At 65.6% G+C, this 14212-nt stretch carries 15 protein-coding genes and 1 pseudogene; 9 read left to right on the top strand and 7 right to left on the bottom strand.

Going from position 1 to position 14212, the window contains the following annotated elements:
- Positions 1 to 100 precede the first annotated feature (100 nt).
- Positions 101 to 880 carry a class II aldolase/adducin family protein gene (locus tag QX121_RS17730; protein WP_315785119.1) on the top strand — a complete coding sequence of 260 codons (780 nt, stop codon included), beginning with the start codon at positions 101 to 103 and terminating at the stop codon, positions 878 to 880.
- Positions 881 to 987: 107 nt separating this feature from the next.
- Here the strand turns inward: QX121_RS17730 and QX121_RS17735 are convergent, their stop codons facing one another.
- From QX121_RS17735 to QX121_RS17750, 4 genes and pseudogenes are all read right to left on the bottom strand, one after another.
- Entirely contained in the window at positions 988 to 1515 is a 528-nt protein-coding gene (locus QX121_RS17735; protein ID WP_315785116.1) for a hypothetical protein, read from the bottom strand.
- A gap of 90 nt (positions 1516 to 1605) precedes the next feature.
- On the bottom strand, positions 1606 to 2055 hold the full coding sequence (locus QX121_RS17740) for an Hsp20 family protein (protein WP_315812620.1): 450 nt from the start codon (positions 2053 to 2055) through the stop codon (positions 1606 to 1608).
- 233 nt (positions 2056 to 2288) lie between these two features.
- The gene (locus tag QX121_RS17745) at positions 2289 to 2519 is read right to left on the bottom strand and encodes a hypothetical protein (RefSeq protein ID WP_315716108.1); all 231 of its coding nucleotides are present in this window, start codon (positions 2517 to 2519) and stop codon (positions 2289 to 2291) included.
- 291 nt (positions 2520 to 2810) lie between these two features.
- Positions 2811 to 3017 (bottom strand): annotated as a pseudogene (locus QX121_RS17750) (co-chaperone GroES); the annotation flags it as partial.
- A 222-nt stretch (positions 3018 to 3239) separates the two neighbouring features.
- Here QX121_RS17750 and QX121_RS17755 point away from each other — a divergent pair.
- Together QX121_RS17755 and QX121_RS17760 are read left to right on the top strand one after the other, a co-directional pair.
- Positions 3240 to 4334 (top strand): trypsin-like peptidase domain-containing protein, encoded by a 1095-nt coding sequence (locus tag QX121_RS17755; protein WP_315812621.1) that lies wholly within the window; start codon positions 3240 to 3242, stop codon positions 4332 to 4334.
- A gap of 145 nt (positions 4335 to 4479) precedes the next feature.
- Entirely contained in the window at positions 4480 to 5697 is a 1218-nt protein-coding gene (locus QX121_RS17760; protein WP_315812622.1) for a GGDEF domain-containing protein, read from the top strand.
- Positions 5698 to 5841: 144 nt separating this feature from the next.
- On the opposite strand, the gene QX121_RS17765 is transcribed toward QX121_RS17760, so the two are convergent.
- From QX121_RS17765 to QX121_RS17775, 3 genes are all read right to left on the bottom strand, one after another.
- Entirely contained in the window at positions 5842 to 7245 is a 1404-nt protein-coding gene (locus tag QX121_RS17765; RefSeq protein WP_315812623.1) for a M20/M25/M40 family metallo-hydrolase, read from the bottom strand.
- Positions 7246 to 7359: 114 nt separating this feature from the next.
- Positions 7360 to 8970 (bottom strand): helicase HerA-like domain-containing protein, encoded by a 1611-nt coding sequence (locus QX121_RS17770; protein ID WP_315739875.1) that lies wholly within the window; start codon positions 8968 to 8970, stop codon positions 7360 to 7362.
- 275 nt (positions 8971 to 9245) lie between these two features.
- Positions 9246 to 9581, bottom strand: a complete 336-nt coding sequence (locus tag QX121_RS17775; RefSeq protein WP_315739876.1) for a hypothetical protein — start codon at positions 9579 to 9581, stop codon at positions 9246 to 9248.
- Here QX121_RS17775 and QX121_RS17780 point away from each other — a divergent pair.
- The 6 genes from QX121_RS17780 (at position 9580) to QX121_RS17805 (ending at position 14212) form a co-directional block, all read left to right on the top strand.
- Complete coding sequence (locus QX121_RS17780) at positions 9580 to 9987, top strand: DUF4332 domain-containing protein (RefSeq protein WP_315739877.1); 408 nt, start codon at positions 9580 to 9582, stop codon at positions 9985 to 9987. The two genes, QX121_RS17775 and QX121_RS17780, sit on opposite strands and share 2 nt — an antisense overlap.
- Positions 9988 to 10063: 76 nt before the next feature.
- Entirely contained in the window at positions 10064 to 10921 is an 858-nt protein-coding gene (folP, locus tag QX121_RS17785) for a dihydropteroate synthase (protein WP_315798357.1), read from the top strand.
- Positions 10918 to 11286: a dihydroneopterin aldolase gene (gene folB, locus QX121_RS17790; protein WP_009028138.1), complete on the top strand. Its 369-nt coding sequence runs from the start codon at positions 10918 to 10920 to the stop codon at positions 11284 to 11286. Before folP ends, folB begins: the two co-directional genes overlap by 4 nt.
- A 5-nt stretch (positions 11287 to 11291) precedes the next feature.
- Positions 11292 to 11780, top strand: a complete 489-nt coding sequence (gene folK, locus QX121_RS17795) for a 2-amino-4-hydroxy-6-hydroxymethyldihydropteridine diphosphokinase (protein ID WP_315739934.1) — start codon at positions 11292 to 11294, stop codon at positions 11778 to 11780.
- Positions 11781 to 11882: 102 nt separating this feature from the next.
- A complete protein-coding gene (locus tag QX121_RS17800) occupies positions 11883 to 13745 on the top strand; it encodes a methylmalonyl-CoA mutase subunit beta (RefSeq protein ID WP_315812624.1) in 1863 nt (620 codons plus the stop codon).
- A gap of 2 nt (positions 13746 to 13747) precedes the next feature.
- Positions 13748 to 14212, top strand: coding sequence for a GFA family protein (locus QX121_RS17805; protein WP_315716096.1), 465 nt, complete (start codon positions 13748 to 13750; stop codon positions 14210 to 14212).

Here is a 14212-nt window from a genome sequence, read left to right on the forward strand (position 1 = left end):
TCGGCTCAGCCAAACGACATGACTGCTGCCCTGCCCCGCGCCTTGCCGCACGGCGGCGTGCCGCCTAGGCTCCGGTCAACCCTGGAAATCGGAGAATGCCATGTCGCCAGCCGAAGCGCGCCTCAAGGAAGTGCCGTCGAACATGACCGAGGCCGAATGGTCGCAGCGGGTCAATCTCGCCGCCGCCTACCGCTTGGTGGCGCTGTTCGGCTGGGACGACCTGGTGGACACTCACATCTCGGCCCGCGTGCCCGGCCCCGAGCATCACTTCCTGATCAACCCCTACGGCCTGCTGTTCGAGGAGATCACCGCCTCCAGCCTGATCAAGGTCGACCTCTACGGCAACCAGCTGTCCGAGAGCGAGTACAGCATCAATCCCGCCGGCTTCACCATCCATTCGGCGATCCACGAGGTGCGCGAGGATGCCGGCTGCGTGATCCATCTGCACACGCTGGACGGCGTCGCGGTGTCGAGCTGCGCCGACGGCCTGCTGCCGCTGAACCAGATCGCGCAATACGTCACCCACGACCTCGCCTACCACGACTACGAGGGCGTGGCGCTGGACCATGACGAGCGGCCGCGGCTGCAGCGCGACCTCGGCACCAGGAACCACATGCTGCTGCGCAATCACGGCACGCTGACGGTCGGTCGCTCGGTGGCCTCCGCCTTCGAGCGGATGTATCACCTTGAGCGCGCCTGCTCGATCCAGGTGCGGACGCGCACGCTGGGACCCTCGGCCTATCCGGTGCGCGACGAGGTCATCGACAAGAACGCGAAGCTGTTCGACAATGAGGATCGCGTCGAGCTGCGCTCCACTCAGCTGGTCTGGCCGCCACTGCTGCGCCGGCTCGATCGCCTCAATCCAGGCTACCGGAATTGATTGTCGCCCGCTGATCGGCTAGTCTGAGTCCATCATCCTCTACGCTTTTCGGAATGAAACGCCGCCCAATTCCGGGCGGCGTTTTTATTTGTCCGATGATGCGTCCGTCAGCAGCACACCGCCCGGCTCTGCCGCTCAGGCAGACCGTCGAGTTGCTGCAGTTCCTCGGCCAGCCGGCGCTCGACGAAGCGCCGCTCGTGCTCGGCAAGGCGGGTGGCGAGCAGCTTGCGATAGCGCCGCACATTGGCCTCGCGCGAGAAGCGCAGGCGAGCGGCGGGCCGCATCCGGCCGCCGGGGAGATTGTCGGCCGCGGCGCCATCGGCATCGACATCGACAGGCGGAACGATGCGCATGGCGGCCCCGCCGCGCGGGCGCGGTGGCTGATCCTCGCGGTCGAGCTGACGCAGCGCACCGAGCACGTCGGCCAGATGCAGCGGCCTGGAGATGCCGGGAATCTTGCGCAGGCCAGGCTGCGACTCGACGGCATACATGTCCGACGCCCAGGACGACAGGATCAGCCGCTTCTCGGCCAGTGACAGCTTGCGGTCATTCAGCAGGTCTGCCGGCGACTCGTAGTGTGAGACCGGATGGAATCCGGCACTGCCGGGGGTGATCGAAAAACGGTGCTCGCTCATGGCGCCTCTCCTCCTCCACTCCTTTCACCAGAGACAGATGCTGCAACGGCGCGGGCGACACGCCGCCCGCGCCGTAGCTCGAACAAGGCGTCAGGCCGCCTTCTGCTGCGCGATCTTCTCGACCGGCGCCGTGCCGATGGCAATGCGGCGGGGCTTCATCGCCTCGGGGATCTCGCGTACCAGCTCGGTCCGCAGCAGGCCGTTGTCGAACGCCGCGTTGGTCACCTGCACGTAGTCGGCGAGATTGAACTGCCGCTTGAAGGGACGCGACGAGATGCCCTGATAGAGATATTCGCGGGTCTCCTTGTCGGCCTTGCGCCCTTCCACCGTGAGCACGTTGTGCTCGGCGGTGATGGACAGCTCGTCCGGGGCGAAGCCAGCCAGCGCCAGCGAAATCTGGTAGCGGTCGTCGCCGAGCCGCTCGATGTTGTACGGGGGATAGTTGTCCTCGACCGCGCGCTGGGTCTCGTCGAGCAGGTCGAACAGACGGTCGAAGCCGATGGTCGAACGCCACAGCGGAGAGAAGTCGTAGGTCCTCATAGCCAAGTCCTCCTAAGAGCAAGATGGATACGAAGGAGCGCCGAGCCGATGCAGACTTCAAAGTCCCAGAAACTTCTGAGTACCAGACGACCGGTCAGCGCCCAGATATCGACCGGGCCCTTACGGCACCCGGCGCCGCCGAAGCGGCAGCAGACGAATTAGAACAGCCGATATCCGTTTCAAGAGGGAAAATCGAATTTTTTGTCGCAGCCTCTATCGCAGCGCAACACCCATCAGGCGGCCACGGCAGACAGCCGTTGCAGCCGCATCGTCGCCTCTCGGAGCACGCTGACCAGCCGGTCGCGCTCGCGCTGATCGATGTCGCCACGCGACAACACGGCCTGGCAGTGCGCCACCACGCGCTGCTCGCTCTCGATCAAAAACCGCGTCAAGCGACGGGGATCGCCCATGCTCATGACGGAGGTCGGGTTGGGCGGCGGATGATCGTATTGCCAGGCTGGCATGATCGGGCCTGCGAGCTCGCGCTGCGCTGCTGATGAGACCGGGCGGCGCGACAGCGCTCAACCACACCTCCCGTGAACCGTCGATCCATTCACAGTCCAGCCGCATGGCAATTGTGGCCGGTTCTGGACCGATTGCGGTCGTCAACCTGATTGATAGCTGCGCGTTGTGGCCGATCCACGACCGGCCGCGGCAGCGATGAGTTGTTTGTAGGTATTTCTTTCGCGCAGCCGGGGCCGGGCTGCGACCAGTCCGCCCGGATTCGTGCGATCAGAAGTCCATCGATGGCGCGGCTTGCCGAACAGCACCCGGTCGCCGGGCTTGACGTCGAGGGCGACCTGCTGCCCCTGCTCATTCCGCGCGCCAGGACCCGCGGCAACGATCTCGCCCTCCTGCGGCTTCTCCTTGGCGGTGTCGGGAATGATGATGCCGCCCTTGGTCTTCTCCTCGGCATCGATGCGGCGCACGAGCACGCGGTCGTGCAATGGACGGAAATGCATGCACATCCTCCTTTACAGATCAGCGATGTCATAAGCCTCGGGTCCCATCCGGCCCCCGAGCGAGCAACGACCTAGGAAAGCCGAACTTTTCGTTCAAGAGGGTCACGTAAATTTTTTGGCACTCTCGGGGAACGATTGCCAGTGCGGCTCTTGAACCGGGCCGGCTGCTTTCCCAGCTCTGTCGTCGCCAAAAGAACCTGATCGCGCTTGTTGGGGATCACGATGCAGCTTCCGCCTTCTCTTCGGGCCGTCCTGGCGCCTGCCATCCTGTTTTGCCTGATGACCGGGCCCACCCTGGCCCAAATTCCCGATCTCAAGCTCGGCCGGGTGCCGACGCTCGCGCCGCTGGTGAAGGAGGTGACGCCGGCCGTCGTCAACATCTCGGTCGAAGGCAAGGTCCGCCAGGACAACCCACTCTACCAGGACCCGCTGTTTCGCGAGTTCTTCGACGTCCCCAAGCAGGTCGAGAAGCAGATCAGCGCCACCGGCTCGGGCGTCATCGTCGATGCGCAGCGCGGCTACGTCATGACCGCCAATCACGTCGTCGAGCACGTCACGACAGCGCAGATCCGCACCAAGGACGGCCGCAAATTCGCCGCCCGCCTGGTCGGGCGCGATCCCGCCACCGATATCGCGCTGCTGCAGATCAGGGACCCCATCGACCTCAAGGTCATCTCGCTTGGCGACAGTGATGCGCTCGAGGTCGGCGACTTCGTGATCGCCGTCGGCAACCCGTTCGGCCTTGGCCAGACCGTCACCTCGGGTCTCGTGAGCGCGCTCGGGCGAACCGGCCTCGGCAAGCAGGGCTACGAGGACTTCATCCAGACCGACGCGGCGATCAATCCCGGAAATTCCGGCGGCGCGCTGATCAATCTGCGCGGCGAGCTGGTCGGCATCAACACGGCGATCATCTCGCCGGGCGGCGGCAATGTCGGCATCGGTTTCGCCGTGCCCATCAACATGGCGCGGCGGGTGATGGAGCAACTGGTCGCCAACGGGCGCGTTGACCGCGGGCGTATCGGCGTAACCCTGCTCGACCTGGATGCGCCGGCCGATGGCCGGATTCAGGGCGCGCGCGTCGCCGACGTCACCGTGGGCTCGCCGGCCGAACGCGCGGGACTGCGCAAGGGTGACATCATCGTGAAGGCGAACGACATGCCGGTGCGCAGCGCCACGCAGGTTCGCAACCTGATCGGCCTCACACCGGTCGGGCAGCGCGTCCGTCTCGTATTCGAGCGCGACCGCGCGCTCGGCAACGCGACGGTGGAGGTCGCGCCAGTCACCGAAGAACGTGCGCGCGCGAGAACCTCGGGCTGAGAATTCAACTTCTGTTCGCTGTTAGCTGCGCATACCACGTGGAGTAAATTTTTACCGTGCATCAAGCATGCAGCGAGACGCCGATACCTCTCTAAACGCCTGTTAAGTGCCATCGCGCTTATTGCAACCCCGCGGAGGTATTGAAATGCGGGGTGATGGTTTGGCGTTCAGTTTGCCACGCTGGCGCGTGACGCGCTGGCTGGCCGACCCGGGATATCCGGTGTCATCAGATATCCGACTCGCATTGACGGGTGAGCTGTACGGCTGCTGGTCGGTTTTCGCCGGCGGCGCCATCAACACCGTGGCGGTCGCCGCGGCGCTTGCGCTGCGCACGCCGACCGCCCTCTTCATCACATGGTTCGTGATGGAAGTCGTAATCTGCCTGTCGCGGCTGATCGTGATGATCATTGCCTACCGCCGCGCGCGCGAGCGGCTAACGACGCCGACCGACATCCACATCCTGCTGTCGGTGGCCTGGAGCGCCAGCGTCGGCTTCGGCGTCGGCATCAGCCTGGCGTCGGGCGACTGGGTCGCCGCGTCACTCACCTGCATCTCCTCGGCGGCCATGGTGGGCGGCATCTGCTTTCGTAATTTCAGCGCGCCGCGCCTCGTCGGCACCATGATCCTGTTCAGCATCGGCCCGGTGATCCCGGGCGTCGCGACGTCGCATGAGCCGCTGTTGTTCGCGATGTATCTGCAGATGCCGGTCTACTTCCTCGCCATGACCGGCGCGGCGTTCCGGCTCAACAAGATGCTGGTGGCGGTCATGCAGTCCAAACGCGAGAGCGACGAGCGGGCGCGGCGCGACCCGCTCACGGGCCTGTCCAACCGCGCCGGCCTGATCGACGCGCTGCAGAGCAGGCTCACGGACAAGGCCGGCGGCGATCGGAGCTTCGCCGTCCTGTATCTCGATCTCGATGGCTTCAAGCCGGTCAACGACACCTTCGGTCACGCCGCAGGCGACGAGCTGCTGAAGATCGTCGCCAATACGCTGCGGCGGACCGCCTCTCCGGACGACGTCATCGCCCGGATCGGCGGCGACGAATTCGTGGTGCTCGCCGGCGATCCGACGATCGACCACGCACTGGCGCTCGGCGAGCGGATCATCGAGGTGATGGCCGCCCCGATGGTCATGCCGGGCGGTGCGCATGTCCAGATCGGCATCAGTATCGGCATCGCCGTCGCGCCCGAGCACGGCACCGATCCGGAAGCCCTGCTGTTCGCGGCGGACGCCGCGTTGTATGAAGCGAAATCGAGCGGGAAATCCTGCTGGCGATTGGCCTCGGCCGAAGCCAACCTCGCAGCGCTGCGCAAAATCGCCGGCGGCGATCTCGCTGCGAAGTCAGTCGCCAGCGCAGCGTGAGTTCAGCCTCGTGCAAACAATCTGCGCCGTCGCAGTCGTAGCCCGGATGAGCGAAGCGACATCCGGGATCTCACGCGCTGCCGCGTTGCCCCCGGATGTCGCTTCGCTCATCCGGGCTACGGACTCATGCGAGGGCCAGCGGATCTAGCGCGGCATCTCCGCGAGCGCAGCGAGGATGCGGGCCCAGGAGCGGATGCCCTTGTGGTAGCTCTTGAGGTCGTACTTCTCATTCGGCGAATGGATGTTGTCGTCGTCGAGACCGAAGCCGACCAGCAGTGAATCGAGACCGAGCGTCTTCTTGAAGTCGGTCACGATCGGAATCGAGGCGCCCGAGCCCATCAGGATGGTCTCCTTGCCCCACTCCTCGGTCAGCGCCTGCTTGGCAGCCGCCAGCGGCTTCATGGTCCAGTCGAGCGCGATCGCGGCACCTGCGGAATGATCGCCGAACTCGACCGAGCAGTCGCCGGGGATGCGCGCCGACACGTAGTCGCGGAACGCCTTGCGGATCTTCAGCGGGTCCTGGCCCTCGACGAGCCGGAACGAGACCTTCGCATGGGCCAGCGACGGGATCACGGTCTTCGAGCCCTCACCGATATAGCCGCCCCAGATGCCGTTGATGTCACAGGTCGGCCGCGACGAGATCTGCTCGATCAGCAGACGATCCTTCTCGCCTGCGGGGATCGACAATCCGATCGGCTTGAGGAAGCTTTCGGGAGTGAGGTTCAGCTTCTTCCACTGCTCCAGAACCTCCGGCGGAACGTCCTTCACGCCGTCATAGAAGCCGGGAATGGTGATGCGGCCGTCGGCGTCGAACAGACCGCCGAGAATCTCGGTCAGCACCCGGATCGGATTGCGCGCGCCGCCGCCGAACACGCCCGAATGCAGGTCGCGGTTGGCGGCCTTGATCTTCACCTCTTCATAGAGCAGGCCACGCAGTGAGGTCGTGATCGCCGGCGTGTTCGGGTCCCACATGCCGGTGTCGCAGACCAGCGCGAAGTCGGCCTTGAACTCGTGCTTGTTGGCTTCGAGGAACGGCACGAAGTTCTTCGAGCCGACCTCCTCCTCGCCTTCGATCACCACAGTGACGTCGAGCGGCAGCGCGCCCGTCACCTTCTTCCAGGCGCGGCAGGCCTCGACGAAGGTCATCAGTTGGCCCTTGTCGTCCTCGGCGCCGCGCGCGACGATGATCTTGCGGCCGTCGGCGTGATCGGCGACGACAGGCTCGAACGGCGGCCGGTGCCACAATTCGAGCGGATCGACCGGCTGCACGTCGTAATGACCGTAGAACAGGACATGCGGCCTGGCGGCGCCATGGCCGTTGCTCTTGCCGACCACGGCGGGATGGCCGGCGGTCGGCCGCACCTCGGTCGCAAAGCCGAGCGTCGCGAGATCCTTGGCGAGGTGGTTGGCCGCCACCTTGCAATCCTCAGCGAAGGCCGGATCGGCCGAGATCGACTTGATGCGGATCAGCGCAAACAGCCGTTCCAGGCTGTTGTCGAAATCAGCATCGATGTGGTCGAGAACGGATTGAAGCTGCGCATTGGCCATGGCCACGAGATCCCTTAAGCAATGACGATGATCGGCCCGCTTGTAGCTCCGTTGCGCGGTCCGGGCCAGCCTCCCGCGGCGAGAGCATCGCGCCGAAGGAGAGCGCTGCCTGGATCATCGCCGCAGCAATCCCCCAAGCGCGCCGCGCACCAAAGAGCGACCGATCGAACTGCCCAAGGAGCCGCCGACCTGCTTGCCGAGATCGGCCGCAATCCCGCCCACCACCTTGTCGGAGACCGAGCGGGCGACGTTGCGCGCAATCACCTGTGTCGTCGAGAGCTGGCCGCGCTTGACGTTGGTGCCGAAGATCGTCGCGGCGATGTCGCCGATCTTGCCGAGCACGCTGCCGGACGAGGCTTCCGTCGTCACGGCGGTTCCGCTGATCCGCTTCTGCAGCAGCTCATAGGCGGACTCGGCGTCGATCGCGGTATCGTATTTGCCCTTGACCGGGCTCGCAGCGATGACCGCCTTGCGCTCCTCCGGAGTCACCGACCCGATCCGCGCCGACGGCGGCCGGATCAGGACGCGCTCCACCATCGCCGGCGTGCCGTTGCCCTCCAGGAACGAAACCAGCGCCTCGCCTTTGCCGAGCTCGGTGATCACCTTGGCGGTGTCCAGCTTGGGATTGGGGCGGAAGGTGTCGGCGGCGGCGGCCACCGCCTTCTGATCGCGCGGCGTGAAGGCGCGCAGCGCGTGCTGCACGCGATTGCCCAATTGCCCGAGCACCCGGTCCGGAACATCGAGCGGATTCTGCGTGACGAAATAGACGCCGACGCCCTTCGACCGGATCAGCCGCACCACCTGCTCGATCTTGTCCATCAGCGCCTTCGGCGCATCGTTGAACAAGAGGTGCGCCTCGTCGAAGAAGAAGACCAGCTTGGGCTTGGCGAGATCGCCGACCTCCGGCAGCTCCTCGAACAGCTCGGACAGCATCCACAGCAGGAACGTCGCGTAGAGTCGCGGGCTCTCCAGCAGCCTGTCGGCAACGAGGATGTTGATCATGCCGCGGCCGTCGCGGTCGGTCTTCATGAAGTCGGTGAGCATCAGCGCCGGCTCGCCGAAGAACTTCGTGCCGCCCTGGTTCTCGAGCACGAGCAACTGCCGCTGGATGGTGCCGACGGTGGCGCGCGTGACGTTGCCGAACGATTGCGCAGCCTTCCGGATCGGCGCCAGCGGATCGGCGTCGGCATCAGCGCCTTTCTTGCCGGCCTCCGGAATGATGGCATCGAGCAGCGCGCGCAGATCCTTCATGTCGATCAGGGCGAGGCCGTTCTCGTCGGCCACGCGGAACGCGACGTTGAGCACGCCCTCCTGGACATCGTTGAGGTCAAGCATCCGCGCGAGCAGCAGCGGCCCCATCTCGGTGACGGTGGCGCGCACCGGATGGCCCTGCTCGCCGAACACATCCCAAAATACCGTCGAGAACTGATCGGGCTGATAGGTGAGCCCGAGTTCGGTCGCGCGCTTGATGATGAAGTCCTTCGCTTCGCCGGTTTGCGAGATGCCCGAAAGGTCACCCTTGATGTCGGAGGCGAAGACCGGAACACCTGCACGAGCAAAACCTTCGGCCATCACCTGCAGCGAGACGGTCTTGCCGGTGCCGGTTGCGCCGGTGACCAGGCCGTGGCGATTGGCGAGCGCAAGCGTCAACCAGGCCGGCTGCTCACCGGCTCCCACGAAGATCTTGTCGTCGGTATCAGCCAGGGATTTTCCGGATGGTGCCATGATGATCCATCTTTCGAGAGTGATTGTTTCGCATCGCACGTGGAGCGGAGCATCTCGTGCAGTAACATAGTTGAGTTTCGCGAATGGGAACTAGGGTCAGGCTGCCTTACCTCTTCGCACGACACGCACTCTTCTTAACATTGGTGCTGCGGGATACGCAGGTTTGAGCCGTGGATTCAACATCTGGTCTTGCATCGCTGCAACAGTTCATCGTCGATCACGAATCGATTCGCGCACCGGGCCGGCTCCTCGCTTGTAATTCACGGATCGTCCGATCAAGATGAATTCAGCGAGAGGACGTTCGGTCTTGGGGGACCGGATGATACGGGGTTCACATGAACGAGTTGATTGAGCCGCTGGCCAGAACGGCCGGCATCGGTAGAGTCGTGGCTGAAATCATCGGCACCGAGCCCGACCTCCTCAGCGACAATGGACGGCAACGACGGGAGCAGCAGCGATCCGCCGGTGAACTTTTCAAATTCGGCCGCGACCAAACCGAAGCGGATCAGTTGGCACGATCGCGACAGGCACACCCGGCCTGAGCCGGTTGCCCAAAGCCCAACCGCCTGGGCCAGATCACCTGAAGCACCTTCGCGCGCGCCGAGCATCATGACATATCCGATCACCGAACTCGAAGGCATGACGGCCTTCTATGCTGCCAAGCTGAAAGCTTTGGGCATCCGCACCACCGACGCATTTCTCGAAGCCGCCCGGACCGTGAAAGGGCGCAAGGCGCTTGCCGCCACGACCGGCATCAGCGAGCAGCAACTGCTCGATTGGGCAAATTCCGCCGACTACATGCGCATTCCCGGCATGGGCAAGGCCAAGGTCTGCCTCGTCCGCGCGGCCGGCGTGCCCACCGTGCGCGAGCTGGCGCACCGCAACCCCGCCCGCCTGGCGCAGAACATCAAGGAAGTGAACACCCGGCGGAAGCTGGTTCGCATCCTGCCGTCGGAGAAGTCGGTCGGCCAGCTCATCGAAAAGGCGCGCCGGCTGGAGCCGAAGATCAGCTATTGACCAGCCTCTAGATTGACCGCGCTTGTGCGCGCGCGACACCTTGACTTGACGGTGGCAACCGCGCAAAGCGGCGCCCATGAGCGCCATTTCGCCGCACTCCGCCTCGGACCTCACGTCGAGCCACCCGCTGCTGCGGCCGTGGCTGGTGCGTCCATTCCCGGCGGTGATGGGCATCCTGAACGTCACGCCGGATTCGTTCTCGGATGGCGGCCGTTTCGATGCACCGGAGCGGGCAATCGCGCAGGCCGAGCGCATGATCGCGGCCGGCGCCGACATCATCGACATCGGTGCCGAGTCCACCCGGCCCTACAAGGGCGCGGTGCCGGTCACGGCCGAGGAGGAACTGGCGCGCCTGCAGCCGATCCTGCCCGCGATCGTCGCACTCGGCGTCCCCGTGTCGATCGACAGCATGAAATCTCAAGTTGTAGACTACGCGCTGAACCATGGTGCTGCGATCGCCAACGATGTGTGGGGTCTGCAGCGCGATCCCGCGATGGCCGCGGTCGTCGCGGCGCATGGCGCGCCGGTCGTGGTGATGCACAACCGCGCTGCCGTCGATCCGGAGATCGACATCATCGAAGACATGCTGGGCTTCTTCGCGCGCTCGCTCGACATCGCCGCCAAGGCCGGCATCCCCATTGGTAACATCGTGCTCGATCCCGGCATCGGCTTCGGCAAGACGGCGCAGCAGAGCATGACCGCACTGGCGCGGCTCGACGCATTCGCGCGCTTCGGGCTGCCGCTGCTGGTCGGCGCGTCGCGAAAACGTTTCATCAGCACCGTGGTGGCGTCGGAGCCGCAGGAGCGGCTCGGCGGCTCGATCGCGGCGCATCTGATTGCGGCTCGGCGCGGTGCTGCAATCATCCGGGCGCATGACGTCGCCGAGACGGTTCAGGCCGTGCGCGTGGCCGCGGCAATCGAGGCACTGGGATGACCGATACGATCTTCATCAAGGGCGTTCTCATCCACGCGCGTCATGGCGTGATGGAGCATGAGAGCGAGGTCGGCCAGCGCTTCGTCATCGACCTCGAGCTCTACACCGATCTGTCCGACTCCTCGCGCAGCGACCGCCTCGCCGACACCGTGTCCTATTCCGACGTGGTGGAGACCGCGACGGCGGCGTTCAAGGACGTCAATTACCGCCTGCTCGAGCGCGCGGCCGGCGCGGTGGCCGATGCGATCCTGTCGACCTTCGCCCGCATTCGCGCCGTGAAGGTCACGGTGCATAAGCCGCATGCGCCGATCGCCGCCATCTTCGAGGATGTCGGCGTCGTGCTGACGCGCTCGCGGCATCCATGACGGCAATGGCGAGCGCGCTGATTGCTCTCGGCGGCAATGTCGGCGACGTCAGGGCGACGTTCCGGCGCGCCATTCCGGAGATCTGTGCGCGCGCCTCGGCGGCGCTTGTCGCGCGGTCGTCCGACTACATCACTCCGCCATGGGGCGAGGAGCAGCAGCCGCCTTTCATCAATGCCTGCATCGAGATCGCGACCGCGATGCCCCCACGGCCGCTGCTCGGCATTCTGCACCAGGTCGAGCGCATGTTCGGCCGCAATCGCGCGCAGGAGACGCGGTGGGGTCCGCGGACGCTGGACCTCGATCTGATCGCCTATGACGATTTCGCGATCGACACGCCCGATCTCACGCTGCCACACCCCCGGCTGTTCGAACGCGGCTTCGTGCTGGTGCCGCTGGCCGAGATCGTGCCGGCGCGACAGATTGCCGGCCGCCGCGTCGATGAGGCCCTGCGCGCCGTTTCGCGCGACGGAATCCGGCCGCTGCCAGCCGAATAGCTGACGTCTCCGGCCAAACAACCGTTTGGCTTGGCCCCCCTGACGTGGCATTTTGCGCCACAACAATCGCGATAACAGACGCCCCGGGAGACGCGTGCCGACATGACGACCGAGACCGACGATCTGCGACTGGCTGCCGATTTTGCTCCGGCCAGCGAGGCGGACTGGCGCAAGCTGGTCGATGGCGTGCTGAAGGGCGCGGCTTTCGAGAAGCTGGTCGGCAAGACCTATGACGGGCTCCAGATCCAGCCGATCTATCCGCGCGCCAAGCATGCCGCGCCGGTCGCAGGCCGCTCAGCATCGGCGCCATGGCAGATCATGCAGCGCGTCGATCATCCCGATCCGGCCAAGGCCAATGCGCAGGCGCTGATCGACCTCGAGAACGGCGCGACCGGCTTGTCGCTGGTGTTCGCCGGGTCGAATGCCGCACACGGCTTCGGCCTCGCCGCCAGCGCCGACGCAGTGGCGCGCGCGCTCGACGGCGTGCATCTCGATGCTGCGATTGCAATCGAATTGCAGCTCGGTGAATCGGTCTCGCCCGCCTCGCTTCTCGCCGACTACGTCAAGCAGCGTGGCGTCGAGGCCGCTGCCTGCGACATCCGATTCGGCCTCGATCCGATCGGGGATGCTGCCAGTCGCGGCGCAAGCTCACATGACGCATCGATGCTCGGCGGCAACTCGGGCGCGCTGGTCAAGCAACTGCACGAGGCCGGCTTCAAAGGCCCGTTCTTCGCCGCGGACGGCCGGGTCGTGCACGACGCCGGCGGATCGGAGGCGCAGGAGCTCGCTTTCGTGCTCGCCTCTGGTGTCACCTATCTGCGGGCGCTCGAAGCCGAAGGCATCGCGCTCGAGACCGCGCGCGGCATGATCTATGGCCGGCTCGCCGCCGACACCGATCAGTTTCTCACGCTGGCAAAATTCCGCAGCCTGCGGCGGCTGTGGGCGCGCATCGAGGAAGCGTGCGGGCTGGCACCGAAGCCGCTCTTCATCTCGGGCGAGACAGCGTGGCGCATGCTCACCCGGCGCGACCCTTACGTGAACATGCTGCGCGCAACCATTGCGACGTTCGCGGCCGGATTAGGCGGCGCCAACGCCGTGACGGTGCTGCCGCACACCGCCGCACTCGGCCTGCCCGACGCGTTCGCGCGCCGTGTCGCCCGCAACACGCAATTGGTGCTGCTGGAGGAGAGCAATTTCGCCCGCGTCGCCGATCCCTCCGCCGGCGCCGGCGGCATCGAGGCGCTGACCAGCGAGTTGTGCGTTACCGCCTGGGCACTGTTCCAGGAGATCGAAAAAGCCGGTGGCGTCGTAGCTGCCTTGCGGGCTGGGCTGATCCAGTCCAAGGTCGCCGCGGTGAGGGCGGCGCGGAATGCCAACATCGCCAGGCGTCGCGACGTGCTGACCGGCGCCAGCGAGTTTCCAAATCTCAACGAGGCCGAGGTCGCGGTCGAAGCGGTTGCACCGCTGGCTCCGCAGGCGACAGCCAAGGCTGCGCTCACCTTCACGGCGCTCGCGCCCATCCGTCTCGCAGACGGGTTCGAGACGCTGCGTGATCGCTCCGACGCCCTGTTGAAGAGCAAGGGACAGCGCCCCTCGATCTTCCTCGCCAATCTCGGCACCGCCGCCGATTTCACCGCACGCGCGACTTTCGCCCGCAGCTTCTTCGAGGCCGGCGGCATCGCGGCGATCGATGGCGCGGGCGCTTCGGATCCGGCCGCGCTGGCTACCGCCTTCCGCGCCTCCGGCGCCGCCATTGCCTGCCTCTGCTCGTCCGACAAGGTCTATGCCGACGCCGCGGTTCCCGCCGCCAAGGCCCTTCAGGCCGCCGGCGCGCGACATATCTATCTGGCAGGCCGCGGCGGCGAGCAGGAGGCCGCGCTGCGCGAGGCTGGAATTGGCAGCTTCGTGTTTGCCGGCGGCGATGCCCTGAAGACGCTCGAAGACGCCTATACGCATCTGGAGTGAGCATGACCGACGACACCAAGCCTCTCCTGACCGGCGGCTGCCAATGCGGTGCCGTCCGCTTCGCGTTCAAGACCACGCCGAACAAGGTCAGCATCTGTCATTGCCGGATGTGCCAGAAAGCCTCCGGCGCGCCGTTCGCCTCGTTCGCTGAGATCGACCGCGAGCACTTCGCCTGGACGCGCGGTCAGCCCGCCGCGTTCCGTTCATCCACGATCGCCGAGCGCTTCTTCTGTCCCGCCTGCGGCACGCCGCTCGGCTTCGGGCGTATTGATGGGCCGCGGATCGAGATCATGACCGGCAGCTTCGACCGGCCGGACCGGGTGGTGCCGACGCGACAATATGGCTCGGAGTCGCGACTTGGCTGGGTGGTCGCGATCGCCAATCTGCCGAGCCAGACGACACAACAGAACTATGGACCGGAGAAGATGGCGACCATCGTCAGCCATCAGCATCCGGACCACGATTGA

This window comes from Bradyrhizobium sp. SZCCHNR2028 (assembly GCF_032380995.1).
In the GTDB taxonomy this organism is placed as follows: Bacteria; Pseudomonadota; Alphaproteobacteria; order Rhizobiales; family Xanthobacteraceae; genus Bradyrhizobium.

Coding starts and splice junctions, on each gene's coding strand:
- QX121_RS17805 (WP_315716096.1), top strand. CDS start 13,748: ATGACCGACGACACCAAGCCTCTCCTGACCGGCGGCTGCCAATGCGGT.
- folB (WP_009028138.1), top strand. CDS start 10,918: ATGACCGATACGATCTTCATCAAGGGCGTTCTCATCCACGCGCGTCAT.
- QX121_RS17730 (WP_315785119.1), top strand. CDS start 101: ATGTCGCCAGCCGAAGCGCGCCTCAAGGAAGTGCCGTCGAACATGACC.
- QX121_RS17740 (WP_315812620.1), bottom strand. CDS start 2,055: ATGAGGACCTACGACTTCTCTCCGCTGTGGCGTTCGACCATCGGCTTC.
- QX121_RS17800 (WP_315812624.1), top strand. CDS start 11,883: ATGACGACCGAGACCGACGATCTGCGACTGGCTGCCGATTTTGCTCCG.
- QX121_RS17745 (WP_315716108.1), bottom strand. CDS start 2,519: ATGCCAGCCTGGCAATACGATCATCCGCCGCCCAACCCGACCTCCGTC.
- QX121_RS17780 (WP_315739877.1), top strand. CDS start 9,580: ATGACATATCCGATCACCGAACTCGAAGGCATGACGGCCTTCTATGCT.
- QX121_RS17770 (WP_315739875.1), bottom strand. CDS start 8,970: ATGGCACCATCCGGAAAATCCCTGGCTGATACCGACGACAAGATCTTC.
- folK (WP_315739934.1), top strand. CDS start 11,292: ATGGCGAGCGCGCTGATTGCTCTCGGCGGCAATGTCGGCGACGTCAGG.
- folP (WP_315798357.1), top strand. CDS start 10,064: ATGAGCGCCATTTCGCCGCACTCCGCCTCGGACCTCACGTCGAGCCAC.
- QX121_RS17755 (WP_315812621.1), top strand. CDS start 3,240: ATGCAGCTTCCGCCTTCTCTTCGGGCCGTCCTGGCGCCTGCCATCCTG.
- QX121_RS17775 (WP_315739876.1), bottom strand. CDS start 9,581: ATGATGCTCGGCGCGCGCGAAGGTGCTTCAGGTGATCTGGCCCAGGCG.
- QX121_RS17765 (WP_315812623.1), bottom strand. CDS start 7,245: ATGGCCAATGCGCAGCTTCAATCCGTTCTCGACCACATCGATGCTGAT.
- QX121_RS17760 (WP_315812622.1), top strand. CDS start 4,480: ATGCGGGGTGATGGTTTGGCGTTCAGTTTGCCACGCTGGCGCGTGACG.
- QX121_RS17735 (WP_315785116.1), bottom strand. CDS start 1,515: ATGAGCGAGCACCGTTTTTCGATCACCCCCGGCAGTGCCGGATTCCAT.